The organism is Pseudomonas sp. GW456-L12 (genome assembly GCF_059424045.1).
This window is the reverse complement of the sequence record NZ_JBWKZA010000017.1, coordinates 51,658-75,895: the sequence shown is the minus strand read 5'-3', so window position 1 is coordinate 75,895 and position 24,238 is coordinate 51,658. Positions and strand designations below refer to the sequence as shown.

Below are 24,238 nucleotides of genomic sequence, written 5' to 3'. Positions count from 1 at the left end.
GCCAGGCAACCGTTCAGGGTTGGGTGGTGGCGGGCAGGTGCAGCATAACGTAGTCGTTGTTGTCGAAACGCCCGCCGAGCACCGGGGTCAGTCGCGCCAACGGCGTGGCTTTCAGCGTCGCCAGCTCGCCTCGATCCATCAGCACCCAGGCCGGGCCCGGGATGGCGGCAAGGGCCTCGGGGCGCTCGGTGAACAGCGGCTGCAGGTCCTGGTCGAGGTGGACCATGAACTTGATCGCCTTGGCGTCCTTGCCCATGGCATGCAACACCAGCGGTGCCGGGTCGCTCTGGATCAACCGTTGCGCCGCGAGGCTGAAGTCGCGGGTGTCGTACAGCTGGCGTTCGACCGGCTCGAACACCCCGATATAGGTGGTCCACACCGCCAGCACCGCGGTATAGGCCAGGCCGACGGCCCGCCAGCGCGGCTGGGCCAGCATCAGCAGCGCGGCCCCTTGCAGCAGCCCGAGGAGCGCTAGCATTGCGGTCAGATCCGTCAGTTGCTCGGGAAACTTGCGTTGCAGCACCAGCAACCCGACGATCAACAGCCCCGGCAGCAACAGCCATAGCCCCTGGATCGCGGTTTGCAGCCAGGCCAGGAAGCGCCCCTGGCGCGCCTGGAACGGGTAGGCCGCGACAATCGCCGCCATGGGCAGCATCGGCAGCAGGTAACGGGCTTTCTTGGCCTGGGGAATCGACAGGCCGATCATCACCAGCAGCCCCGCGGCGGTGCACAGGCGCAGCAGTTTCAGCGCCGGATCCGGCTCGCCACGCGGCGCCAGGAGCACGCCGATCCAGGTCAGGATTGCCAGCGGGTAGGCCAGGGCGTAGTTGCCCAGGGAACTGCTGAAGTAATAGAGCGGGCCGCTGCTGCCTTCGCTGCCGTCCAGGCGCCCGGTGAACTGCATGCGGATCACCTCCTGCATGAAGGCCGGGCCGCCGCTCAGTCGGGCCAGCCACAGCAATAGCACCACGCATGCCAGCAACAGCAGCAGGGCGCTGCCACCGAACACCAGCATGCGTCGCCACTGGCCTTCGAGCAGGTAATAGCTGCACAGCATGCCGCAGGGAATCACCAGGCCGATCGGTCCGCGAATGGCGAACCCTGCGACCAGCAATGCGAGGATCAGCCACAGGCGGCGCGGCGCGGCGAAGTGATCGTGGGCATACCCCAGGTAGAACACCGCCAACGCCAGGGCGGCGAGTATCTGGTCCAGGGACACGGCGCGGGTTTCGCAGATAAAGGTATTGCTGAGCAGGAGCAGGGCGACACTGAGCAGGGCCCAGGTTCGTGAGTAGGGCGCCAGCAGTCGATAGATCAGGCTGACTATGGTCGCCGAAGCCAGGGCCGTGGGCAGCCAGGCGCTCAGGCTGACGACCCGGCCGAACGGCAGCGAGAACAGATAGATCAGCAGCGTCGAGGCGCTGCTGTAGTCGGCATAGGGCTGGCCATAGGTGGTGGGGAAGAACCCCGGCCCATGGCGCAGCATTTCCTTGGCGAACAGGACGAACCTGGAGTCGAAACCGGTCACCGCCTGCTGGTAGACCCCGGCACAGAACAGCAGCAGGGCCAGCAGCCCCAGCCCCAACGCTTGCCTGTGCAGTGTCTGGGCGGGGACGGCGCGCGGGATCACTCAGGCTTCAACCGGTATGCCGGCCCATTGCCGATGAGGAATCGGCAGCTGGCGCGACTCGCCGCGGCCGATCGGGAAGTAGGTGAAGCCGTTGCGGGCCAGGCGCTCGGCGTCGTACAGATTGCGCCCGTCGAAGATCACCGGGGCCTTGAGGCGCTGTTGCAGCAGCTGGAAATCCGGCGCCTTGAACTGCTGCCACTCGGTGCAGATGATCAGCGCGTCGGCGTCGTTGAGCACCGATTCCGGGGTGCCCATCAGCATCAGCTTCGGTTCGTCGGGGTACAGGCGCTGGGTTTCCTGCATGGCTTCCGGGTCGAAGGCGCGCACGTTGGCGCCGGCGGCCCACAATGATTCGAGCAGCACCCGGCTGGGGGCATCGCGCATGTCGTCGGTGTTGGGCTTGAAGGCCAGGCCCCAGAGGGCGAAGGTCTTGCCTTTCAGGTCGCCCTTGTAGAAGGCGTTGATGCGCTCGAACAGCTTGTGTTTCTGCCGTTCGTTGATGGCTTCCACCGCTTGCAAAAGGTCGCTGGAGCAATGGGCCTGCTCGGCGCTGTGGATCAGCGCGCGCATGTCCTTGGGGAAACACGAGCCGCCATAACCGCAGCCCGGGTAGATGAAGTGATAGCCGATGCGCGAGTCGGCGCCGATCCCCAGGCGCACCGACTCGATGTCGGCTCCCAGGTGTTCGGCCAGCTCGGCGATCTGGTTGATGAAGCTGATCTTGGTCGCCAGCATGCAGTTGGCGGCGTACTTGGTCAGCTCGGCGCTGCGCAGGTCCATGAACATGATGCGGTCATGGTTGCGGTTGAACGGTGCGTACAGGTCGCGCATCACATCGCGGACTTCTTCGCGCTCGCAACCGACGATGATCCGGTCCGGCCGGCGGCAGTCGGACACCGCCGAGCCTTCCTTGAGGAATTCCGGGTTGGAGACGATATCGAACTGCAGGGCGCGCCCGTCCAGGGCCTTTTCGATGTGCGCTTTCAAGGTGTCGCCGGTGCCTACCGGCACCGTGGATTTCTCCACCAGGATCACCGGCTGCTCGCGGTGCCGGGCCACGGCGTCGCCCACCGACAGTACGTAGCGCAGGTCGGCCGAGCCGTCCTCGCTGGACGGCGTGCCGACCGCGATAAACAGCACCTGGCCATGTTGCACCGCGAGCTTTTCGTCGCTGGTGAAACTCAGGCGCCGGCTTTCCAGATTGTCGCGCACCAGGCTCGACAGCCCGGGTTCGAAGATACTGACGTGCCCCTGTTGCAGCTGCTGGACCTTGTGTTCGTCAATGTCCATGCAGATGACATCGTGGCCGACTTCGGCCAGCACGGCGGCCTGCACGAGGCCGACGTAACCACTTCCAAATACGCTGATTTTCATGGGGTATTCCTGGGACTTGTCGCGGGAGCAGGTCGTGAGTTGATGGTAATGACGCCGAGGATGACCAGCGCCACCCCCAGGGTTTTCGAGAGACTGAACGGTTCGTTGAACAGTGGCAGGCTGGCGGCCAGCAGGTAGACCAGGGCATAGCTGACGCTGAGCAGGGAATAGGCCCGGCCCAACGGCAGGTCGCGCAGGGCCAGCAGCCAGCAGAGCATCGACAGGACATAGGCGAGGATCGCCGCCAGCACCACGCCCAGCGCCAGCAGGTCGACCTGGCCGCCGGACAGTGCCGCCAGCCAGTCCGCGGGTACCGGCAGGCGGGTCATGCTCCAGCGCATGCCCAGTTGCGCGGCGCTGACCAGCAGCACGCTGCCCATGGCGAAGGTGAAGCCCAGAGCCCGGTTCATGCGTGGCGACTCAACAGCAACACGCCAGCCAGCACCAGCGCCACGCCCAGCCAGTGGCGGCGGTCGATGGCTTCATGGAAGACGAAGCGGGCGATCAGGGTGATCAGCACGAAGTTCAGGCTGAGCATCGGGTAGGCGATGCCAACCTCGACCCGCTGCAGCACCAGCAGCCATACCAGCAGGCCCAGGCCGAGGCTGGCCAGGGCCAGCCACAGCCAGGGCGAGCGCAGTTTGGCGAGCGCGCCCGAAGGCTGGCCACGCCAGCTTTCCACGGCGAACTTCTGCGCGATCTGGCCCAGGCAGGTCAGCAGGCAGGCGGCGAGCAGCAGCAACAGGCTCATGGCTGGCTCTGAGGGAAGATCAGGATCACGAGATTGCCCTGGTCATAACGTTTGAAATCCTGCGGCAACAGATCGATTTCGTAGTGCTCGTCGCCATTGACCCGCATCACCACGCCCACCTGGCCTTGCTTGCGGGCCTCGGGCATCCATTCGCCGACCTTGCGCAGGTCGATATAACGATGCTGAGTGTCAGGATAGGCCAGGCCATATTTCACTTCGCCTGTCGTGTTGTACAAGGCGATATCCGGGCGCTTGAGGCGCCAGGCCAGGGCCGAGGCGGCGCCCAGGTCGTTGCTCACCAGGGTGTGGCTCTTCGCGAGTTCCTCGGCGTGATCGATGATGAATTGATCCGGCATCTTGTTGTAGACCACCGAGTTCGGCAGGCCGGCCGGCAGCAGGGCGATGAACAGCCAGCTGCCGAGCGCCGGCGCGGCCCACAGTTGCAACGGACGGAAGGCCGGCAGCAGGTTGCTCATGTTCCAGCCAAGCAGGGCCAGGAACACCAGCACCAGATGCCCGGGCTCGTTGCTATACAGCGGCTTCTTCAGCTGGAAGTACACCAGCGCCAACAGCAGTAACAGGCCCAGCACCAGGTTGAGCACAGCGTTGAGGCGGATGATCCGGGTTTGCCCGGCGTGCAGCCGGTCGCTCAGGCTGTTGCCCATCAGCAAGGCCAGCGGCAGCAGGCACGGCAGGATATAGGCCGGCAACTTGCCCTTGCTCAGGCTGAAGAACGCCAGCGGCAGGATCAGCCACAGCAGCAGGAAACCGATGCTCGCCTGGCGCCGTGTCTGCCAGGCCTGCTTCAAGGCACCGGGCAGCACCAGGACCCAGGGCATGCTGAACGCCACCAGCAACGGCAGGTAGTACCACCATGGCGAGGCGTGCTGGGCATCGTCACCGGCAAAGCGGCGGATGTGTTCATGCCAGAAGAAGAACCGCCAGTAATCCGCTTCCTGGGCATGTACCGCCAGGGCCCACGGCAGGCTCACGACAATTGCCACCAGCACCGCGACGCCGCCGTAGGTGAACAGTTCGCGCAGGCGTTTTTGCCAGAACATGTAGGGCAGGGCGATCAGCACCGGCAGCAGCCAGGCGAGGAAACCCTTGGTCATGAAGCCCATGCCACAGGCGAAGCCCAGGCCGGCCCAGGCCAGCAGGCGGTTGCGTAGCGTCTGGTTGTCCAGGGCGAACCACAGGGCCACCAGGCTCAGGTTGACCCAGAAGGTGAACTGCGGGTCGAGGTTGGCATAACCGCCGGCGCCGACCACCACGCAGAAACTCATGTACAGCAGGGCGCAGACCAGGCTCTTGCGCGGGTCGTTCCACAGCCGCCTGGCCATCAAATAGGCCAGCAGCACGCTCAGGCCCATGCTCAGGGCCGAAGCGACCCGCACGCCGAACAGGTTCTGGCCGAACAGCGCCTGGCTGAGGGCGATCATCCAGTAGCCGGCGGCCGGTTTCTCGAAATAACGGATGCCCATGAAATGCGGCGATGCCCAGTGGCCGGTCAGGAGCATTTCCTGGCTGATCTGCGCATAGCGGGTTTCATCGGGAATCCACAAACCGTGGGTGGCCATCGGCAGCAGGTAGAACAGGCCGAAGGCAATCAATAGAAGAGGCAGGGCCCAGCGTCTGGTCATGCGCCTTGCACCCCCAGCCAGCCTTCGCGACCCTCGAGGGCGCCACGAATGACCTGCCCCTGGGGCAGGCTCTGCAAGGAGGCGGGCAGCAGGTTGCCCAGGGTAGTGAAATGAATGTCGCGCTGGCGGGCTTGCGCCAGCAGTTGACGAAAATCGTTGGCCATCAGAATCCCTTCGACCTCGGCGTGAATGGTGTAGACGTTGAGCCTGTCAGGGCTGAACCGGTCCAGGATGAATGTGTTGAAGTCGTGGGCCGCGACGGCGGGCCCGACCACTTCGTCGAAGGTCGGCAGATCGACCGGAATCTGCGGGGCGCCCACGCCGCCATCCGCCAGCCGGGGCTGGAAGATCGACGTGCCGCGGCAATCGCTGTTGTAGCGAAAGCCGAAGCCCTGTTTGGCCTCGATCACACGCTCGTCGGCGCGCCAGCCGGCGGCGGCCGAGCAGTCGACGCGCTGGCCGAGAATGTCATTGAGGGTGTCGACGCCCTGGCGGATCTGCTCGATCAACTGCGCCGGGTCCCAGCGCCCGGCATTGGCCTGCCAGCCGTGGTGATCCCAGGCGTGCAGGCCGACTTCATGGCCGGCGTCCCGGGCCTGGCGCATCAGGTGCCCAAGGTCGCGGCCAATGGGCTTGCCCGGCCAGGCGGTGCCGGCCAGCAGGATGTCCCAGCCATACAGACCGGCGGCGTTGGAGCGCAGCATCTTCCACAAAAATTGCGGACGGATCAGGCGCCACAGGTGGCGCCCCATGTTGTCCGGGCCGACGCTGAAGAAGAAGGTGGCCTTGATCCCGGCCTCGTCGAGCAGTTCCAGCAACCGCGGCACCCCCTCACGGGTGCCGCGATAGGTGTCGACATCGATTCGCAGACCTGCCTGCATCAACATGCTTCTTCTTTAGAGTGCTCCGCGATTTCGAGCATGGCTTCGCGCAGGAAGAAGTCCAGCGTGTTGCCGATGGTTTCCTTCATCTCGACGGTCGGCTCCCAGTTCAGCAGGCGCTTGGCGTTGGCGATGCTCGGCTTGCGGTGTTCCACGTCCTGGTAACCGGCACCGTAGAAGGACTTGCTCTCGACCTCGCGGAAACCGGCGAACGGCGGGAAGTTGCCACGCAGCGGATGGGCCTCGAACTGACGCAGCAGCTCTTCGCCCAACTGGCGGATGCTGGCTTCGTTGTCCGGGTTGCCGATGTTGATGATCTGACCGTTGCACGCGTCATTCTCGTTGTCGACGATGCGCGCCAGGGCTTCGATGCCGTCGGCGATGTCGGTGAAGCAACGCTTCTGCTCGCCACCGTCGAACAGGCGGATCGGCGTGCCTTCCACCAGATTGAGGATCAGCTGGGTGATGGCCCGGGAGCTGCCGATGCGCGCCGAATCCAGGCGATCCAGGCGCGGGCCCATCCAGTTGAACGGACGGAACAGGGTGAAGTTCAGGCCTTTGCTGCCGTAGGCCCAGATCACCCGGTCCAGCAGTTGCTTGGACACCGAGTAGATCCAGCGCTGCTTGTTGATCGGGCCGACGATCAGATTGGAAGTGTCTTCGTCGAAGTTCCGGTCCTGGCACATGCCGTAGACCTCGGAGGTCGACGGGAAGATCACGCGCTTGTTGTATTTGACGCAGTAGCGGACCAGCTTGAGGTTCTCTTCGAAGTCCAGTTCGAACACACGCAGCGGGTTGCGGGTGTATTCGATCGGGGTGGCGATTGCTACCAGCGGCAGGACCACGTCGCACTTCTTGATGTGGTACTCGATCCACTCGGAGTGAATGCTGATGTCGCCTTCGACGAAGTGGAAATGCGGATGGTTGCGCAGGCGCTCGATGGCGTCGCAGCCGATATCCAGGCCGTAGACCTCGTACTTGTCGTCACGCAGCAGGCGCTCGGACAGGTGATTGCCGATGAAACCGTTGACGCCGAGGATCAGCACCCGGGTGCGCCGCGGGGCACGACCGGATTCGGCGCCGCGCAGCAGCGAGCCATCCACTAGGCCCAGCTCGTTGGCCAGTTGCGGGCCGCTGAGGTACAGGCCGTTGTCGTTGCGCTGGCCGGCGTTGATCAGCAGCGAGTCCTGGCCGCAGGCGATGCGCAGCGGGTCGACGCTGATCACCCGCCCCGGGGCCTGGCCTTCGTTGCCCTTGATGACCTCGGCGCTCCAGACGATCAGCTTGTGCTCGCCCACGGCGCAGAACGCGCCCGGGTAAGGCTTGGTCACGGCCCGCACCAGGTTGAACAGTTGCTCGGCCGGCTGGCTCCACAGCAGCTTGCCATCAGCCGCGGTACGGCGACCGAAGTAGCTGGCCTTGGATTCGTCCTGGGCGGTTTCGCTGACCTTGCCTTGCGCCAGGGCGGGCAGGGTGTCGCGCAGCAGGCTGGCGGCGGCATCGCGCAGCTTGCCGTGCAGGCTCAGCGCGGTATCGCTGCGCTCGATGGCCACCCGCTGCTGGGCAACGATCGCCCCGGCATCTGGACGCTTGACCATGCGGTGCAGGGTTACGCCGGTTTCGCTTTCGCCGTTGACCAGCACCCAGTTGGCCGGCGCGCGGCCACGGTAGCTCGGCAGCAGCGAACCGTGCAGGTTGAAGGCGCCCTTGCTGGCGGTGGCCAACAGCGCTTCGCTCAACAGGTTGCGATAGTAGAAGGAGAAGATGTAGTCGGGGTTGAGTTTGGCGATGCGCTCGACCCACAGCGGGTGGTTGGCGTCGTCCGGGGCATGCACCGGGATGCCCTTGAGCGAGCACAGTTGGGCCACGGAGCCGTAGAAGGTGTTTTCCTTCGGATCGTCGGCATGGGTGAAGACCGCGCCGATTTCATAACCCGCGTTGAGCAGGGCTTCGATGCCCGCGCAGCCGATATCGTGGTAGGCGAAGACAACAGCTTTATGACTCATGGCGAAACCTGATCGGAGAGAGTGGAAGTTAGACCGTCGACCGTGACAGCGGGAGCAGGGGCGGCAGGCTGGCTGCGCAGAACTTTTTCAATGAAGAAGCGTGGACGGGCACGCACATCGCTGTACATGCGGCCCAGGTATTCGCCCAACAGGCCCATGCCGATGAACTGGCCACCGGTGAACACGAACAGGATGGCGAACAGCACGAACATACCGTCGCCGGCCCATTCGGAACCGAACACCAGGCGCAGGAAGATCAGCAGCAGGGCGAACAGCACGCCGAGGCCGGCCATGCTGAAACCGATGATGCTCAACAGGCGCAGCGGCGTGGTGGTCATGCAGGTGATCAGGTCGAACATCAGGTTGATCAGGCGCATCGGGCTGTACTTGGAGTCGCCGTGTTCACGCTCGGCGTGGTTCACCAGCACTTCGGTGGTGTGGCGGGCGAAGCTGTTGGCCAGGATCGGGATGAAGGTGCTGCGTTCGCGGCAGGCGAGCATGGCGTCGACCACGCTGCGGCGGTAGGCGCGCAGCATGCAGCCGTAGTCGTTCATGGCCACGCCAGTGGAGCGTTGCACGGCGAGGTTGATCAGCTTCGATGGCCAGCGGCGCCAGGCGGAGTCCTGGCGGTTGTTGCGCACCGTGCCGACCACGTCGTAGCCCAGCTCGGCCTGGGCCACCAGGCGCGGGATTTCTTCCGGTGGGTTCTGCAGGTCGGCGTCTAGGGTGATGACCACGTCGCCACGGCACTGCTCGAAACCGGCCATGATCGCCGCGTGCTGGCCGTAGTTGCGGTTGAGGATCACCGCCACCACCGGGCTGCCTTCGCGGCCGGCCGCTTCCTCGAGGATCTGTGCCGATTCGTCGCGGCTGCCATCGTCCACCAGGACGATCTCGAAATCGTGCTTGAGCTGGCGGCAGGCCGCTTCAGTGCGCCGCAGCAGTTCGGGCAGGCTTTCTTCTTCGTTGTAGACCGGAATGACGATCGACACGAACTGGATTGGATAAGGTTTCAAGGTTTCAGTCCAGACAGGTTTTGATGGCGCCGACGACCCGCTCGACATCGTCGAGGGTCATGTCGGGGAACAGCGGAATCGAGCACAGGCGTGCCGAGTTCCATTCGGTGTTGGGCAAATGCACATCCGGGAAGCGCTGGCGGTAATAGCTGTGCAGGTGAGTGGCGACGAAGTGGATGCCGCTGCCGATATTTTGCTCCTGCAGGGCCTTCATGAAGCCGTCGCGATCGATGCCGCAACGCTCGGCGTCGATGCGCAGGATGAACAGGTGCCAGGCATGTTGCTGCGGATACTGCGGCAGGTGCAGCGGTTGCACCGGCAGGTCGCGCAGTTGCTCCAGGTAGGCCTTGGCCAGGACCTCGCGCTGACGATTGATCGCGTCCAGGCGTTGCAACTGCACCAGGGCGATGGCGGCATTGATATCCGCCAGGTTGTATTTGAAGCCGGGCTCGATCACCTCGGCCTGGGGCTTGCGCCCGTGGGTCAGGCGGTCATAGGCGTCGACGCCCAGGCCGTGGAACTTGAGCATGCGCACCCGGTTGGCCAGGGCCTCGTCGTCGCTGACGAACATCGCGCCTTCGGCGCAGGTCATGTTCTTGATCGCATGGAAGGAAAAGATCGCCGTGCCCCGGGCGCCGACGGGCCGATCGCGATAGGTGGTGCCGGCGGCGTGGGCGGCGTCTTCGATCACCGCGATGCCGTGTTTGTCGGCCAGGGCGTACAGCGGGTCGAGGTCGAAGGCGGCACCGGCGTAATGCACCGGGATGATTGCTTTGGTTCGCGGTGTGATCGCCGCTTCAATCGTGGCGGCATCGGTCATCAGGGTGTGCGGATCGACATCGACGAAGACCGGCGTCGCCCCCAGCAGGCAGATCATGTTGGCCGTGGAAACCCAGGTCTGCGAGGGGGTGACCACCTCGTCGCCCGGGCCGATGCCCAGCGCCAGCAGGGTAATGTGCATGCCGCCGGTGGCCGATGACAGCGCCACCGCGTGCTTGCAGCCGACCCGCGCGGCGAATTGCTGCTCGAGCTCCTGGTTTTTCGGTCCGGTGGTGATCCAGCCAGAGCGTAAAACCTGCTCGACCGCAGCGATCTCTTCATCGCCAATACTCGGGCGCGAGAAAGGAAGGAATGCCTGGTTCATTGAGACCTCGGGGGAAAAGGATTTCAGCAATCGAAAGGAGAAAAAGCGCCTGTGCCACATCTGGGATTATTCAAAAAAGGCGTTTTTGGTTCGGTCATTGAAGCGCGTCCATAAGTGAGGTCGGTGTGGTCGTCCATGCTTGATTGCAGTAAAGACCATGCAGGGTAAAAGTAAAGCCAGATCAGTGTGTTAGCTTTTGTTTCAATTAGATGACCTGACTGATTCCCTGCGTCTATGAATGGATTCAGGTTAAGCGGAAAAATGTGAAACGAACATGAAAAAAAGGCCAACGGAGCGTTTATCTTTCACCTAGACAGCCAGTGTTCAGACTTCGCCACTAGTTGATCGGGAAACCCCCTGTTACAGCATCCCCAAGGTGTTCTTTTTCGCGGATAACATGGATAAAAGTCGCTTGACCGAGAGAGGTTTTTTGCCTTTGCAGATACCACTGTTTTTCAAGCACCACCTGAACCAAGGAGCTTCCGTTTGCACGCCACCGATCCGTGGACGCTCTATCTTGCTGCCTTGACACCTTCGGGGCGCTCGACCATCGGCGACCGATACGACCTTTGATAGGGCCATGGCGTTCCCGTCGTATACTCCGTCGGGTTTGTAGCGGCGCTCGATCGTTTGCCTGAAGTCAAACAATGTGGAAAAAACCGGCGCTATTGTCGGCGGAATCCGGGAGAGGGAAGGCGCTGGCAATAACACTGCTCTCATTCACCGCTGAATAACCACCGGCCATTCAATAACGAATAGAAGCCAACAAGAGGCTCGTTGTGTGATTGACAGAACACCCGCCAAAGGCGTTTTTCTTTTCAGCCTGTTGTTACTGCCGCTATTCCTGGGAACGGTTCCTGTGCTCGAGGCGCACGAAGCCCTCGAGTTTCTGATCCCGGACGCGCCGCCCCTGACCATGGTCAATCAGGGCGATCGTCACGGCATCGTCGGCGACATTGTTCTGCGGGCGCTGAACAACAGTGGATATGCCAGCGAACCCAGAACCCTGCCGTGGGCGCGGGCGCAGAAATACGCCCTTGAAAAGGACAACGTCCTGATCGCGCCGCTCAGCCGCACACCCGATCGGGAAGATCGCTACACCTGGATTGCCCCGATCATGCCGATGGATCGGGCGTTTTTCAGCCTCGAGCATAAAGTGACGAGCTTCGAAGAGGCCCGGCAGCGTTTCAAGGCCATCGCCGTGGGGCTGGGCAGTGCCCAGGAAGAAATCCTGCGCAGCAAAGGCTTCGCCCCGGAGCAGATCTATGCGATCAAGATCGGCGAGAACCCCGCGCAATTGTTGTTGAAGGGCAGGGTGGATGCCTGGTTCAACGGGGTTCAGGAAAGTCGGTATATCTGGAAGCACGTCTCCAGCCGGCCGCTGTTGATGAGCCCCCCCATGGTGAGTCATGAGCTTTACCTCGCCTGTTCCAAAGTGTGCGACGCCGAGGTCGTGACTCATGTTGCGAAAGCCATAGAGACCATGCGCCGTGATGGTTATATCGAGAAAGTCAAAGACCGCTATCTGAATAACGCCCCTTTGGCAGAGTCTGGCAATTTATAATTAGCCGCTTCAGGTTTACCGAGCCTGGTAGTAATTAGAGTCTGTCCGGCGAGCAAGAAAAGCTTATTCGGATAGTGCATCCTCGTTGAGCCGAATGACCTCGTTGAGGCTTCTAAGGGTGTTGTTGAAGTTGTCCTTGGCATGGTTGAGCTTCTTGAATTGCTCCGCCAGCTCCCTGGTTTTTTGCTGCAATGCTTCTTCGCGTTTATCCAGTTCGCACTGACGCGCTTCTTGTTGCGCCCGCACCGTGCTGTCGGATTGCCGATCTTCATCAAGTTGCCGTTGCAGTTGCTGTAACTGCTCTTCCTTCTGTTCGAACGCGCGCTCTTTCTCCTGCAGTTGGGACTCTCTGGAGTCCAGGGTCTGCTGTTGCGCCTGGCTTTGCAGTTTCTGTTGCTTGAGCCGATTGGCGATGCTGGAAAACTCCATCAGGCTCGCCTCGACATCCTGCAGGAAGTGCTCGGGGTCGGCGCCCGGGAAAGGCCAGGCTTCATCCTGGGGTTCGGCTGGGGGTTGCTGTTCGTCCGGTATTGGCAGGGGGCCGGCATCGGAGTAGCGAATTTCGGCTTCGGGCGCATCTGGCTGGGGGCTTTGCGTTGCGCAGCTGCCCGCAGCCGCGGTGGATTCGTGGTGTTCTTGCTCGGCGCTGTCGTTTGCCTGTTCGTCGAGCTGCGCCAGGGCGGCGTCGAGTTGCTGGTCATCGATGGCTGTGGGCAAATGCTCGGCCGCCGGGCCGAATTGAGCCGAATTCTGAAAGCTCAGCAGCTTGGCGATCCACTCTTTCTTGGTGCTCAACAGGCGATGGTCCGCCGCGGCGGCGGGGGGTAACTGTTGTTTGTTCAGGTCCAGCAGATGGTAGGGCACATCGCTTTCACGGTGTTCGCCGGTGGCTGCCTCGCGCAGGATCTGGCTGAACACGCGAATCGCCAGCTGCCCGTCCTCGTCCGAGTCCAGGGCGCCCAGGCAGTAATTGCCCCCTTCGTTGAATAACAAGGCGATATAGACGCGCAGATTATCGTCATCAAGGCTTTCGTTCAGGCTATAGGCGAGAAAGTTTCGACCTGCTTCTGGAACAGAAAAACTGCAGAGCAAAGCCGCTGTCAGCATTTGCTGCTCTTTGTTTTCAATGAAGATAGTGCGTAAGAGCATATGTCACCCAGTAAACTCAAGTAAAAAACATGAGCGCTAGGATACTAGGAAATAATGTCGGCTGGCGTTAAGAGCAATACTCCGATTGCATAGGATAAATCTTATAATTCTATTGAATGGTCTTATTCACATGGATTTATACCCTCATTAAAAATACCAGCGTGTATTGTATTGCGCCCATTCCGGCACAACACAGCTGTTGATCCTGTTGCAACTATCCAATCTCAACCCCCTGCTGAATATGAATGGCTTTTAGCTGTTCACCTCAGACTTTTCTTGCTGAACCTGGAAGCCATGATCGAAATATCCAAACTAACCAAGTCTTTTTCCGGGCAGGTCGCGGTCGACGATCTGTCCTGTCATATCGGCCCGGGAGAAGTTCTGGGGATTCTTGGGCCAAACGGTGCAGGCAAATCCACCACGATGAAAATGCTCACCGGCTTTCTGGCGCCGACCTCTGGCACCGCGAGCATCCTGGGGTTCGACATCCGCACCCAGACCCGTCATGCCCAGCAGCAGATGGGCTACCTGCCGGAAGGCGCGCCCAGCTACAGCGACATGGCGGTACAGGGCTTTCTTGAGTTCATTGCCAGTGTTCGCGGCTATCGCGGTGCGCAGAAGCGTGAGCGGGTGGACCGGGTGATCGACCTGCTGGAGCTCGGCGACGTCCGCCGGCAGACCATCGAGACCCTGTCCAAGGGCTTCACCCGCCGGGTCGGCCTGGGCCAGGCGATCCTCCACGATCCGCGGGTGCTGATCCTCGACGAACCCACCGACGGCCTCGACCCGAACCAGAAGCAACTGGTTCGCCAACTGATCCAGGACTTGGGCCAGGACAAGATCGTGATCATCTCGACCCACATCCTCGAAGAAGTCTCGGCCGTCTGTAACCGTGCCCTGATCATCAGTAATGGCCGCTTGCTGGCCGACAGCACTCCGTATGAGCTGGAGCGCAGTTCGCGCTATCGCCAGGCGGTGACCTTGCAGGCCGACGAGCCGCTGGACCTGCTGGCCCTGGTGGTATTGCCGGGCGTGGCGGGCGTCGAGGAGAACCCGGCCGAAGGCAGCCTGACGCTGTTGGCGCGGCCCGGCGAGGTGATTTTCCCTCAGGTCAACGCGCTGGTGACCGCGCGTGGCTGGAAGATGAAGCGCCTGGAACTGGAGCAGGGCCGTCTTGACGAGGTCTTCCAGACCCTGACCCGGGGAGAGTCGGCATGAGACAGTTACCGGTGATTTTCAAACGTGAGCTGGGCAGTTATTTCGCCACGCCGCTGGCCTTCGTGTTCATCGAGATCTTCCTGGTGCTCTCGGGCGTCTTCACCTTCTACCTGGGCAGTTTCTACGAGCGCAACCAGGCGGATCTGGCGCCGTTCTTCGACGTCCATCCCTGGCTCTATCTGTTCCTGCTGCCAGCCCTGGCCATGCGCCTGTGGTCGGAGGAGCGCAAGTCCGGCAGCATCGAATTGCTGATGACCCTGCCGGTGAGCTGTTTCGAAGCGGTGGTCGGCAAATTCCTCGCCGCCTGGGCCGTCGCCGGCATCACCCTGTTGCTGACCCTGCCCATGGTGCTCACCGTGAATTACCTGGGGAACCCGGACAACGGCGTGATACTGACCGGCTATCTGGGCAGTTGGCTGCTCGCCGGCACCTACCTGGCGATCGGCTCCTGCATGTCGGCCATGGCCAAGAGCCAGGTGATCGCCCTGATCCTCGCCTTCATGGTGTGTTTCCTGTTCGTTGCCTGCGGCTTCTCCCTGGTGCTGGATGCACTCAACCCGTGGGCGCCGCAATGGCTGTTGGACTTGCTGGCCTCGCTGAGCCTGCTGACGCATTTCGGCGCGATCAGCAAAGGGCTGATCGACCTGCGCGATCCGCTGTATTTCCTCAGCGTGATCGTCGCCTGGCTGATGGCCACGGTGGTGACGGTCAACCTGAAGAAAGCCGAGTGAGGACGATTCGATGAAACGCATGCTGTATTCCACTTCCGGCCTGTTGCTGATTGCCTTGCTGTTCCTGGCCTTCAACCTGGCGACCGGGCTGCTGCTCACCGGTGTCCGGCTCGACCTGACCCAGAACAAGCTCTACTCCATCAGCGCCGGCACCCGGCAGATTCTCGCGGAGCTGAAACAACCGCTCGACCTGTATTTCTACTTTTCCGACAGCGGCTCGAAGGAACTGGTGCCGATGCGCGGCTATGCCCAGCGCGTCCAGGAACTGCTCAAAGTCTACGAGCGCGAGGCCGACGGCAAGATCCGCCTGCACGTCATCGATCCGCTGCCGTTTTCCGCGGAAGAGGACAAGGCCAGCGAGTTCGGCCTGCAGGCCGTGCCGTTGGGGCAGGGCGGGGCGCCCGTGTACTTCGGCCTGGCCGGTACCGATGAGCAAAACAACGCCCAGGCGATCGAGTTTTTCGCGCCGGACCAGGAAGAGTTTCTCGAGTACGACATCAGCCGCTTGCTGCAGACCCTGGCCAACCCCAAGCGCCCGACCCTGGGCCTTTTGAGCAGCCTGCCGGCCAACGGTGGCTTCGATATCCGCACGCAGAGCAAGACCGAGCCGTGGATGCTGCTCCAGGAGCTGCGTCGGGAGTTCGATCTGCAACAGCTCAAGCCCGATACCCAGGACATCCCGAAAGACGTCGACATCTTGATGTTGCTGCACCCGAAAAAACTCTCGCAGCCGACCCTGTACGCCATCGACCAGTTCGTGTTGCGCGGCGGCAAGCTGCTGGCCTTCGTCGACCCCTACAGCGAGCAGGACTCCGGTGAGGAGTACTTTGGCATCCAGAGCAAGGACAAGTCCTCCAATCTCGAGCCGCTGTTCAAGGCCTGGGGCATCCATATGCAGTCGGGCAAGGTCGTGGGGGACAACCTCTATGCCTTGCTGGAGAGTTCCGAGGAGGACGGGCGTCCGCTGCCGCGGCCGTTCACCCTGGGTGTGCCGCAAGCTGCCTTGAGCCAGCAGGACCCGAGTACCGCCGGGCTGGAGTTCATTGCCCTGACCACCGCCGGCATCCTCGAACCGGTGGCCGGAGCCAGCACGCACTTCACACCGCTGATGTACAGCTCCGACTCGGCCAAGGCCTTCGAGGCGGACCGTTTTGACAAGCCTGCCGACCGCAAACAGATGTTGCGCGACCAGGAACAGCCCAGCCAGCGTTACGTGATCGCCGCCCGGGTGCAAGGCCCGGTACGCACGGCCTTTGCCGACGGCATCGAGGGTCGCAAGGACGGCCTCAAGGAGGCGCAGCAGGTCAACCTGGTGGTGGTGGCCGATACGGACCTGTTGAGCGACCGCATGTGGCTGGAAATGCAGGACGTCAACGGGCGCCCGGCAGCACGGCCATGGGCCGACAACGCCTCCTTCGTGCTCAATACCCTGGACAACCTCGCCGGTTCGGACGCCCTGAACAGCCTGCGCTCGCGCGGCCCCTACAGTCGTCCGTTCGTGGTGGTGGAGCAATTGCGCCGCCAGGCCGAAGCCAGCTTCCGCGCCAAACGCTTCGCCCTCGAGGAAAGTCTCGAGGAAACCGAAGGCAAGCTGCAGCAGTTGCAGGGCTCGCCGGACAAGGGCGAGACCCTCAGCGCCGAGCAGCAGGCAACGGTGCGCCAGTTCATGCAGGAGAAAACCCGCATTCGCAAGGAACTGCGCGAGGTGCAATACCAGCTGAACGCCGATATCGATGAGCTTGGAAGGACCTTGAAGATGCTCAATATCGCCGCGGTTCCGCTGCTGTTGAGCCTTGGCATGCTGCTGGTCTGGGTCGTGCGCTACCTGCGCCGGAGCAAGGACGTGTCGCGCAAGCCTGCGCCGCTCGGCAAGGTAGCCGGCTCACGGCGAGCGTAAGTGACCAGGGCCCGACCTGCCATTCATGCGCCAGGTCGGGCCAGCGCCAGGGCGAGGCGCTGCTACGCTGGGAGCAACTCCCTGACCTGTGACCCCGACATGACTGACCCGCTCCCGCCCACGCCTGCTTGCAGCGCCCGACAACTGCTGACCGCCCTCAACCTGGAACCGCACACGGAAGGCGGTTACTACCGCCGGACCTTCCAGACGGACCAGCGGCCGATGCTCGCCAGCGCGGGCGGGCAGCGGTACTTGATGACCTCCATCTATTACCTGCTGACCGGGGATTCGCCCATCGGTCACTTTCATCTTAACCAGTCCGACATCCTGCATTACTTCCACCTCGGCGATGCCCTCGAATACTGCCTGGTGTTCCCGGATGGCCGCCTGGAAACCCGAGTGATGGGCAGCGATGTGCTGGCCGGCCAGTGCTTGCAGCTTCACGTTCCCGGCGGTGTATGGAAGGCCTCGCGGCTGCTGCCCGGCGCGGCGGGCTACGGCCTGATCAGCGAGGCGGTGTGCCCAGGGTTCGACTACGCGGACATGCAGCTGGGTTGCAAGCGCCAGCTCAGCGAACGCTTCCCGCGGCACGCCAAATTGTTCGAACGGCTCTGCCAGCCCTGAAGAAAACCGTCACGCCGATTGCTCATTGCGATCAGTCAAGTGTCACTTGCGATCATTGTTGCGCGCGGCGCCCGGCGCTTATGGTGGCTCGGTCAATCGCCGTCGAACGACAGCTCCTCGGTCCACCCCTTGCAAGCGACAGGAGAACACCATGTCCGATCTGAAACTGCATCCCCAGGCTGCCGCCTCCCTGCAACGCTGGCACGCCATGCTGGCCCAGGGTGACCTGGGCGCCTTGCCTGACCTGCTGGATTCGAATGTGGTATTCCGTTCGCCCATGGCCCATACGCCTTATCCGGGTGCGCCGGTGGTCTCGACCATCCTCAATACCGTGTTCAAGGTGTTCAGCGACTTCGCCTATCACCGTCAACTGGTCACCGCCGATGGCCTGAGCGTGGTGCTGGAGTTCAGCGCGCGGGTTGGCGAGCGGCAGATCAAGGGCATCGACCTGATCCGCTTCGACGAAGCCGGCAAGATCGTCGAGTTCGAGGTGATGGTCCGTCCCATGAGCGGCCTGCAGGCCCTCGGCGAAGAAATGGCGCGCCGCCTGGCGCCCTATCTGGCGGCGAGCAAGGCGTCTGGCTGAGCGGCGGCGAGAGCAGGGCGGCCATAGGCCAATAACCCGGGCGCCCTGACAGGCGCCCGTCTTTTATGGGGTCTGAGGAAAGTGACGAGCCCCGAGCAACTGTTACCGAGAGCGCATTTTTTGCGCGCCATGAGCCCCGTCCTGGGGCATTTTCACTCGCTATGCTGATCAGTAATAGTCTTCGCCAGCCATTCTGAATAAGCAAAATCCAACTGAATCAAGCACCTGTAAGACGCAGCGGAGCCTTGGCACGCAATGTGCTGTTTTGGCTATATGGATAATTGGATACAAAAATACAAAAGGTGCCCCGATGAAATTTGCCCCAGCCTATACCGAGCGCCAGCCCGTGACCGCGGAGGAGGAGGCCTACAACTTTCTGTTGGAAGCGATCTGCAAAGGGCGCTTTCGTACCGGGGAGCGGTTGATCGCCGAGGACATCGCCAGCGAAATCAACATGAGCCGCATGCCGGTACGCGAAGCCTTCCGGCGCCTGGACGCCGATGGCCTGGTGACCCTGCGACCGAATCGCGGGGCCATCGTGCGTGGCCTGAACATCGACGAAATGCGCGAGGTCTTCGAAATGCGCAGTGCCCTCGAAGGCCTGGCGATCCGGGTGGCGGCGGGCAAGATCACCGAGCGGCACTTCAGCCATCTGGAGCGCTTGCTCGATGAGATGGACGACTACCGCGAAGACGGCGCCGAGTGGGTCAGCCGCCATCGCGCCTTCCATGAATACCTGTGCAGCCTGAGCGAACGCCCGCGGCTGATGCGGCAGATCTCGGCGCTGTATTCGGTGATCGAGCCGCATATGCGCCTGTGGCTGCAACACGCCGACAAGCCCCGCAGCGCCCGTGACGAACACGCCTCGATCATTGCCGCGCTGCGCTCCGGTGACCCGGACAAGGCGGCGCAGGTGGTGTGCGAGCACATCGAAGGCACCATCCCGCGGCTGATCCAGTTCCTGGAGGCCCATCAGTAACCACGCACGTTTCGCCAGGCGCTTCACGCTTGTCGTGAGCGTCAGCCGCCCTTGCTACCCGACATGACTGGAGTAATGCCATGCACAAGCCTTGCGCGTCAGCTGCCGTTTTTACCTTGAGTCTATGTTGTTCCCTATGGGCGCAAGCCGCCCCCGAGTTGCCGGAGCGCTTGAGCAAGAGCGAGAAGATCGTCTACTGCTCGGGCATGGATTCGCCGCCGCTGGTGTCGTTCGACACGCAGCAGAAACCGGTGGGGTTGCAGGTGGACATGGGCGAGGCGATTGCCCAGCGCCTGGGCGGCAAACAAGTTGAGTGGCGCATCTCGCCTTTCGCCGGGCTGATCCCGGCGCTGCTGGCGCAGCAATGCGACATGATCGTCGACCAGCTGTTCGACAAACCCGAGCGCCGGGAAGTGATCGACATCGTCAATTTCATGTACTCCAGCCAGTCCATCGTGGTGCCCAAGGGCAACCCGAAAGCGGTGAACAGCCTCGAGGACCTGTCCGGGCTCAAGGTGGCGGTCAGTAACGGTTCGACCATCCGCCTCCTGCTCGGCGCCGAGAACGACAAGCTGGTGGCGGCCGGCAAGCCGCCGATGAAACTGGTGGTGTACAACGTCGACGCCGATGCCTTCCAGGCGCTGCGCATCAACCAGGTGGACGCCTTCGGTACCACGGTGGAGTCCGCCGGGCACTATCAGCAGCTGGCCCCGGACCTGTTCCAGTCGGCGGTGCCGGCGTTCAACCGGATCCTCACCGGCTTCGGCGTGCGCAAGCAGGACCCGCAACTGAGCGCGGCGCTGAGCCAGGTTTTGCAGGACATGCGCACCGACGGCAGCTACGCCGCGCTGCTGGATAAATGGCACGTCGGCAGCGACAAACTGGACTGAGGGCGAGCTCGATGAACTTCAATTGGGACGTGTTCTGGCAGTACCTGTTGCTGCCCAGCGATGTCTACCTGACGGGGCTCGGGCTGACCTGTCTGATCAGCGTATCGGCCATGCTCCTGGGCTGTGTACTGGGGTTGCTGGCGGCGCTGATGAAGCTGTCGCGCAACCCGCTGTTGCAGTACCCGGTGCGCTTCTATGTGTGGCTGATGCGCGGCACGCCGCTGCTGGTGCAGATCGTGTTCCTGTATACCGCGCTGGCGGCCGGGGGGATTTTCCGCTTCGAGGACCTGGACCTGGGCTGGTTGGTGGTGCCGGGCAATATCCAGGCGGCGATCATCGCCCTGGGCCTCAACGAAGGCGCGTACATGGCCGAGATCATCCGCGCCGGCATCGGTGCGGTCGATAAAGGACAGTACGAAGCCGGTCGCTCCCTGGGCATGACCTTCCCCAAACTGATGCGGCGCATCGTGCTGCCCCAGGCGTTCCGGGTGATCGTCCCGCCGCTGGGCAACGAGTTCAACGTGATGCTGAAGAACACCACGCTGGTCAGCGTCATCGGCGTGCAGGAGTTGCTGCTCAGCACACAGATGGTCACTTCGGCGACCTTCCGGGTGTTCGAGCTGTACCTGGTGGTCGCCATCTACTTCCTGGCGTTGACCACGCTCTGGGGCTTTTTCCAGCGTTGGCTGGAGAACCGCTTCGGCCAGTCCGACCGCCCGGCGCCGGCGGCCAGCCGCCTGTTCGGGCGTCACACCCTGAAACTGCTGAGGGGGCGCTGAACATGCCGCACATGAATGAAGAACTGGTCATCGAAGCCCTGGATATTCACAAGTCCTTCGGCGACCTGGAGATCCTCAAGGGCATCTCCCTGCAGGTCCGGCGCGGCGAAGTGGTGGTGCTGATCGGCGCCTCCGGCTCGGGCAAGACCACCTTTATCCGCTGCATCAATCTGCTGGAGGACATCCAGGCCGGGCAGATCCGCGTCGCCGGGCAGCCCATGGGCTACCGCACGCGGGCCGACGGCAGCCTGGTGCGCGATTCGGAACGCAACATCGCCCGCCAGCGCCGGGACATCGGCATGGTGTTCCAGCGCTTCAACCTGTTCCCGCACATGACCGCCCTGGAAAACATCATCGAAGCGCCAATCCACGTCCTGGGCGTGTCGCGCGCCGCGGCCGAGGAGCAGGCGCGGGCGCTGCTCAAGCGCGTGGGGCTGTCGGAGAAGGCGGGGCACTATCCTTCAATGTTGTCCGGCGGCCAGCAACAGCGGGTGGCCATCGCCCGGGCGCTGGCGATGAAGCCCCAGGCGATGCTGTTCGACGAACCGACCAGCGCCCTCGACCCGGAGACGGTGGGCGAAGTGCTGCAAGTGATGAAGGAGCTGGCGGAGGAGGGCATGACCATGGTGGTGGTCACCCACGAAATGGGCTTTGCCCGCGAGGTCGCCGACCGGGTGGTGGTGCTCGATCAAGGTGAGCTGATCGAACAGGGGCCGCCCGAGCAGATTTTCAGCCAGCCACGCCACGCCCGGACCCGGGCCTTTCTCAGCCGGGTGTTGTGAGCCCGAACCCTCAATATGTGTGTGAGACCTGCCATGTTCGAATTTTCTGCCCACGAGTATCCCTACGCCTCCCAGCGGCAAAGCGTGTTCGCCAAGCGCGGCATGGTCGCCGCGTCCCAGCCCTTGGCCGCCGAGGCCGGCATTGAAATCATGCGTCGCGGAGGCAACGCCATCGACGCCGCGATCGCCACGGCGGCGGCCTTGACCGTGGTCGAGCCCACGGGATGCGGCATCGGTGGCGACGCCTTTGCCCTGGTCTGGACCCAGGACAAACTGCACGGCCTGAACGCCAACGGTGTGGCGCCCCAGGCCCTGAGCATCGAGGCGGTGAAAGCCGCTGGCCATGAACAGATGCCCTTGCACGGCTGGACGCCCGTGACGGTGCCCGGTTGCCCCTCGGCCTGGGCCGAGCTTTCCAGGCGTTTCGGCCGCCTGCCATTCGCCGACCTGTTGCAACCCGCCATCAGCCTGGCGCGCGACGGTTTCCCGGTGTCGCCGGTGGTTGCCCTGCAATGGCAAAGCGCGCTGGAAAACTTCACCCCGAGCCGCAACGCCGTGCTCGACAGTTGGTTCGACACCTATCTGATCGATGGCCGGGCACCGCGGGCCGGGGAAATGTTTCGCAACCCGGCGCAAGCCCGGACCCTGGCGGAACTGGCCGCCACCGGCTGCGAGAGCTTCTATCGGGGGGCCCTGGCGCAACGCCTGGACCAGCATTCGCGGGCTACCGGCGGTTATCTGCGTGCCAGCGACCTCAAGGACTACCGCGCCCAGTGGGTCGAGCCGATCAAGGTCAACTATCGCGGCGTGGACGTCTGGGAGATTCCGCCGAGCGGCCAGGGGCTGGTGGTATTGATGACCCTGAAGATTCTCGAAGGCTTCGACTTCGATCATCGCGACAGCCAGCAGACCTGGCACCGCCAGCTCGAGGCGATGAAGCTGGCCTACAGCGACGGCCTGCACTACATCACCGACCCCGCGCATATGCGGGTCGCGGTGGAGGACCTGCTCAGCGACCGTTATGCGGCCCAGCGCCGGGCGCAGATCGGCGAACAGGCGCAGGCCCCGCAGCCGGGCGACCCGCACGCCAGCGGCACGGTCTACCTGGCCACCGCCGATGCCGAGGGCAACATGGTGTCGTTCATCCAGAGCAACTACCACGGCTTTGGCTCGGGCGTGGTGCTGCCCGACAGCGGCATCGCCCTGCAGAACCGTGGCGAAGAATTCAGCCTCGACCCCGTCCATGCCAACTGCCTGGCGCCCGGCAAGAAGACCTTCCACACCATCATCCCGGGTTTCCTCAGCAAGGGCGGCGTGCCCATGGGGCCGTTTGGCGTGATGGGTGGTTACATGCAGCCCCAGGGGCATGTGCAGATGGTCATGAACCTGGTGGATTTCGGCCTCAACCCGCAGGCGGCCCTGGATGCGCCGCGCTGGCAATGGCTGGGCGGGCTGCAAGTGGGGATCGAACAGAACGCCTCGCGGGACATGACCGCCGCCCTGGCGCGTCGCGGGCACGAGGTACAGGTGGCCTGCGACCTGACCAGCTACGGGCGCGGGCAGATCATCCTGCGCGACCCGCAAACCGGCGTGCTGTGCGGCGGCACCGAACCGCGCACGGATGCTCATATCGCGGTGTTTTGAGCCAAGGGGCGCGGGCGCTTGTCCTCGCCGCGTTCCCGGCCGGCCCGGGCCGCCCTGTGGAGGCCGGATCCTCGACTAGACTCACGCGATCGATGAAAGCGAGCATGAGGTTCCGGTCATGGCAAAAAACAAAAAGGGCGCCGCCAAGGGCGCTCCCGCTGAACCCGCAAAACTGAGCAAAAAAGACTACGAGGACCAGTTGCGCCGCTTGCATGTGGAGCTGGTCAAGCTGCAGGAGTGGGTGCGCGAAAAAGGCATCAAGATCTGCATCGTCTTCGAGGGGCGCGACGGCGCCGGCAAGGGCGGGACCATCAAGGCCCTGACCGAGCGCCTGAGCCCGCGGGTGTTCCGGGTGGTGGCGCTACCGGCACCGACCGATCGCGAGAAAAGCCAGATGTACCTGCAGCGCTACCTGCCGCACCTGCCGGCGGCGGGCGAAGTGGTGATCTTCGACCGCAGTTGGTACAACCGCGCGGGTGTCGAGCGGGTGATGGGCTTTTGCAGCGAAGAGCAGGCGGACGGCTTCCTCAAGGCGGTGCCGCTGGTGGAGCGGGCGATCGTCGATTCGGGCGTGATCCTGCTCAAGTACTGGCTGGAAGTCAGCCAGGAAGAACAGACCCGCCGCCTCGAAGCACGGATCAAGGACGGGCGCAAAATCTGGAAGCTGACGCCGATGGACGTCAAGTCATACAGCCGCTGGTATGACTATTCCCGTGCCCGCGACGCGATGTTCAAGGCCACCGACACCGAACATGGGCCCTGGCTGGTGGCCGACTCCAACGACAAGCGCCGCGCGCGTCTCAATATCATCAGCGACCTGCTCAGCCGCATTCCCTACAAGGAAGTACCACGGGAGAAAGTGGTGTTGCCCAAACGCCAGAAGCCGGGCGGCTATCGGGAATCGGACCATCCGTTGCGACGGGTTCCGCAGAAGTTCTGAGCACCAGGCA

At 63.0% G+C, this 24,238-nt stretch carries 22 protein-coding genes; 12 read left to right on the top strand and 10 right to left on the bottom strand.

Features of this window, described 5'->3' with window-relative positions; genetic code table 11:
* Window positions 1-13: 13 nt before the first annotated feature.
* Genes AC07Y9_RS20625 through arnB form a run of 9 tightly spaced genes read right to left on the bottom strand, consistent with a single transcriptional unit; the run spans window position 14 to window position 10,445 of the window.
* Window positions 14-1,630 (bottom strand): ArnT family glycosyltransferase, encoded by a 1,617-nt coding sequence (locus tag AC07Y9_RS20625; RefSeq protein ID WP_371858227.1) that lies wholly within the window; start codon window positions 1,628-1,630, stop codon window positions 14-16.
* Window positions 1,631-3,004, bottom strand: coding sequence for a UDP-glucose dehydrogenase family protein (locus AC07Y9_RS20620; protein WP_007925702.1), 1,374 nt, complete (start codon window positions 3,002-3,004; stop codon window positions 1,631-1,633). It lies immediately after the preceding gene.
* On the bottom strand, window positions 3,001-3,414 hold the full coding sequence (gene arnF / locus AC07Y9_RS20615) for a 4-amino-4-deoxy-L-arabinose-phosphoundecaprenol flippase subunit ArnF (RefSeq protein ID WP_053261107.1): 414 nt from the start codon (window positions 3,412-3,414) through the stop codon (window positions 3,001-3,003). The genes AC07Y9_RS20620 and arnF overlap by 4 nt, the downstream gene beginning before the upstream one ends.
* Entirely contained in the window at window positions 3,411-3,755 is a 345-nt protein-coding gene (arnE, locus tag AC07Y9_RS20610) for a 4-amino-4-deoxy-L-arabinose-phosphoundecaprenol flippase subunit ArnE (protein ID WP_009043831.1), read from the bottom strand. The genes arnF and arnE overlap by 4 nt, the downstream gene beginning before the upstream one ends.
* Window positions 3,752-5,398: a lipid IV(A) 4-amino-4-deoxy-L-arabinosyltransferase gene (gene arnT, locus AC07Y9_RS20605; RefSeq protein ID WP_102680314.1), complete on the bottom strand. Its 1,647-nt coding sequence runs from the start codon at window positions 5,396-5,398 to the stop codon at window positions 3,752-3,754. Before arnT ends, arnE begins: the two co-directional genes overlap by 4 nt.
* Window positions 5,395-6,279: a 4-deoxy-4-formamido-L-arabinose-phosphoundecaprenol deformylase gene (gene arnD, locus AC07Y9_RS20600; protein WP_102680329.1), complete on the bottom strand. Its 885-nt coding sequence runs from the start codon at window positions 6,277-6,279 to the stop codon at window positions 5,395-5,397. Before arnD ends, arnT begins: the two co-directional genes overlap by 4 nt.
* A complete protein-coding gene (gene arnA / locus AC07Y9_RS20595; protein WP_102680313.1) occupies window positions 6,279-8,285 on the bottom strand; it encodes a bifunctional UDP-4-amino-4-deoxy-L-arabinose formyltransferase/UDP-glucuronic acid oxidase ArnA in 2,007 nt (668 codons plus the stop codon). The genes arnD and arnA overlap by 1 nt, the downstream gene beginning before the upstream one ends.
* Window positions 8,282-9,301: an undecaprenyl-phosphate 4-deoxy-4-formamido-L-arabinose transferase gene (gene arnC / locus AC07Y9_RS20590; RefSeq protein WP_102680312.1), complete on the bottom strand. Its 1,020-nt coding sequence runs from the start codon at window positions 9,299-9,301 to the stop codon at window positions 8,282-8,284. The genes arnA and arnC overlap by 4 nt, the downstream gene beginning before the upstream one ends.
* A gap of 4 nt (window positions 9,302-9,305) precedes the next feature.
* Entirely contained in the window at window positions 9,306-10,445 is a 1,140-nt protein-coding gene (arnB, locus tag AC07Y9_RS20585; protein WP_102680311.1) for a UDP-4-amino-4-deoxy-L-arabinose aminotransferase, read from the bottom strand.
* Window positions 10,446-11,226: 781 nt separating this feature from the next.
* On the opposite strand from arnB, the gene AC07Y9_RS20580 reads away from it, so the two are divergent.
* The gene (locus AC07Y9_RS20580) at window positions 11,227-12,009 is read left to right on the top strand and encodes a substrate-binding periplasmic protein (RefSeq protein WP_102680310.1); all 783 of its coding nucleotides are present in this window, start codon (window positions 11,227-11,229) and stop codon (window positions 12,007-12,009) included.
* A 63-nt stretch (window positions 12,010-12,072) separates the two neighbouring features.
* Here the strand turns inward: AC07Y9_RS20580 and AC07Y9_RS20575 are convergent, their stop codons facing one another.
* A complete protein-coding gene (locus AC07Y9_RS20575; RefSeq protein ID WP_256580965.1) occupies window positions 12,073-13,116 on the bottom strand; it encodes a hypothetical protein in 1,044 nt (347 codons plus the stop codon).
* A gap of 336 nt (window positions 13,117-13,452) precedes the next feature.
* Between AC07Y9_RS20575 and AC07Y9_RS20570 the strand changes: the two genes are divergently transcribed.
* The 11 genes from AC07Y9_RS20570 (at window position 13,453) to ppk2 (ending at window position 24,228) form a co-directional block, all read left to right on the top strand.
* Window positions 13,453-14,376, top strand: a complete 924-nt coding sequence (locus AC07Y9_RS20570; protein WP_007925682.1) for an ABC transporter ATP-binding protein — start codon at window positions 13,453-13,455, stop codon at window positions 14,374-14,376.
* Complete coding sequence (locus AC07Y9_RS20565; protein WP_087090988.1) at window positions 14,373-15,107, top strand: ABC transporter permease subunit; 735 nt, start codon at window positions 14,373-14,375, stop codon at window positions 15,105-15,107. Before AC07Y9_RS20570 ends, AC07Y9_RS20565 begins: the two co-directional genes overlap by 4 nt.
* 10 nt (window positions 15,108-15,117) lie before the next feature.
* On the top strand, window positions 15,118-17,004 hold the full coding sequence (locus AC07Y9_RS20560; RefSeq protein WP_102680308.1) for a GldG family protein: 1,887 nt from the start codon (window positions 15,118-15,120) through the stop codon (window positions 17,002-17,004).
* A gap of 99 nt (window positions 17,005-17,103) precedes the next feature.
* Window positions 17,104-17,628 (top strand): cupin domain-containing protein, encoded by a 525-nt coding sequence (locus AC07Y9_RS20555; RefSeq protein ID WP_102680307.1) that lies wholly within the window; start codon window positions 17,104-17,106, stop codon window positions 17,626-17,628.
* A 151-nt stretch (window positions 17,629-17,779) separates the two neighbouring features.
* On the top strand, window positions 17,780-18,214 hold the full coding sequence (locus AC07Y9_RS20550) for a nuclear transport factor 2 family protein (protein ID WP_102680306.1): 435 nt from the start codon (window positions 17,780-17,782) through the stop codon (window positions 18,212-18,214).
* Window positions 18,215-18,524: 310 nt separating this feature from the next.
* The gene (locus AC07Y9_RS20545; protein WP_085530874.1) at window positions 18,525-19,193 is read left to right on the top strand and encodes a GntR family transcriptional regulator; all 669 of its coding nucleotides are present in this window, start codon (window positions 18,525-18,527) and stop codon (window positions 19,191-19,193) included.
* A gap of 80 nt (window positions 19,194-19,273) precedes the next feature.
* The gene (locus AC07Y9_RS20540; protein WP_102680305.1) at window positions 19,274-20,083 is read left to right on the top strand and encodes an ABC transporter substrate-binding protein; all 810 of its coding nucleotides are present in this window, start codon (window positions 19,274-19,276) and stop codon (window positions 20,081-20,083) included.
* 11 nt (window positions 20,084-20,094) lie between these two features.
* Window positions 20,095-20,862 carry an amino acid ABC transporter permease gene (locus AC07Y9_RS20535; RefSeq protein WP_085530872.1) on the top strand — a complete coding sequence of 256 codons (768 nt, stop codon included), beginning with the start codon at window positions 20,095-20,097 and terminating at the stop codon, window positions 20,860-20,862.
* 2 nt (window positions 20,863-20,864) lie between these two features.
* Window positions 20,865-21,644 (top strand): amino acid ABC transporter ATP-binding protein, encoded by a 780-nt coding sequence (locus AC07Y9_RS20530; RefSeq protein ID WP_102680304.1) that lies wholly within the window; start codon window positions 20,865-20,867, stop codon window positions 21,642-21,644.
* Between the two features lie 33 nt (window positions 21,645-21,677).
* A complete protein-coding gene (locus AC07Y9_RS20525; RefSeq protein ID WP_102680303.1) occupies window positions 21,678-23,288 on the top strand; it encodes a gamma-glutamyltransferase family protein in 1,611 nt (536 codons plus the stop codon).
* Window positions 23,289-23,406: 118 nt separating this feature from the next.
* Window positions 23,407-24,228, top strand: coding sequence for a polyphosphate kinase 2 (ppk2, locus tag AC07Y9_RS20520; RefSeq protein ID WP_102680302.1), 822 nt, complete (start codon window positions 23,407-23,409; stop codon window positions 24,226-24,228).
* Window positions 24,229-24,238: the final 10 nt, after the last annotated feature.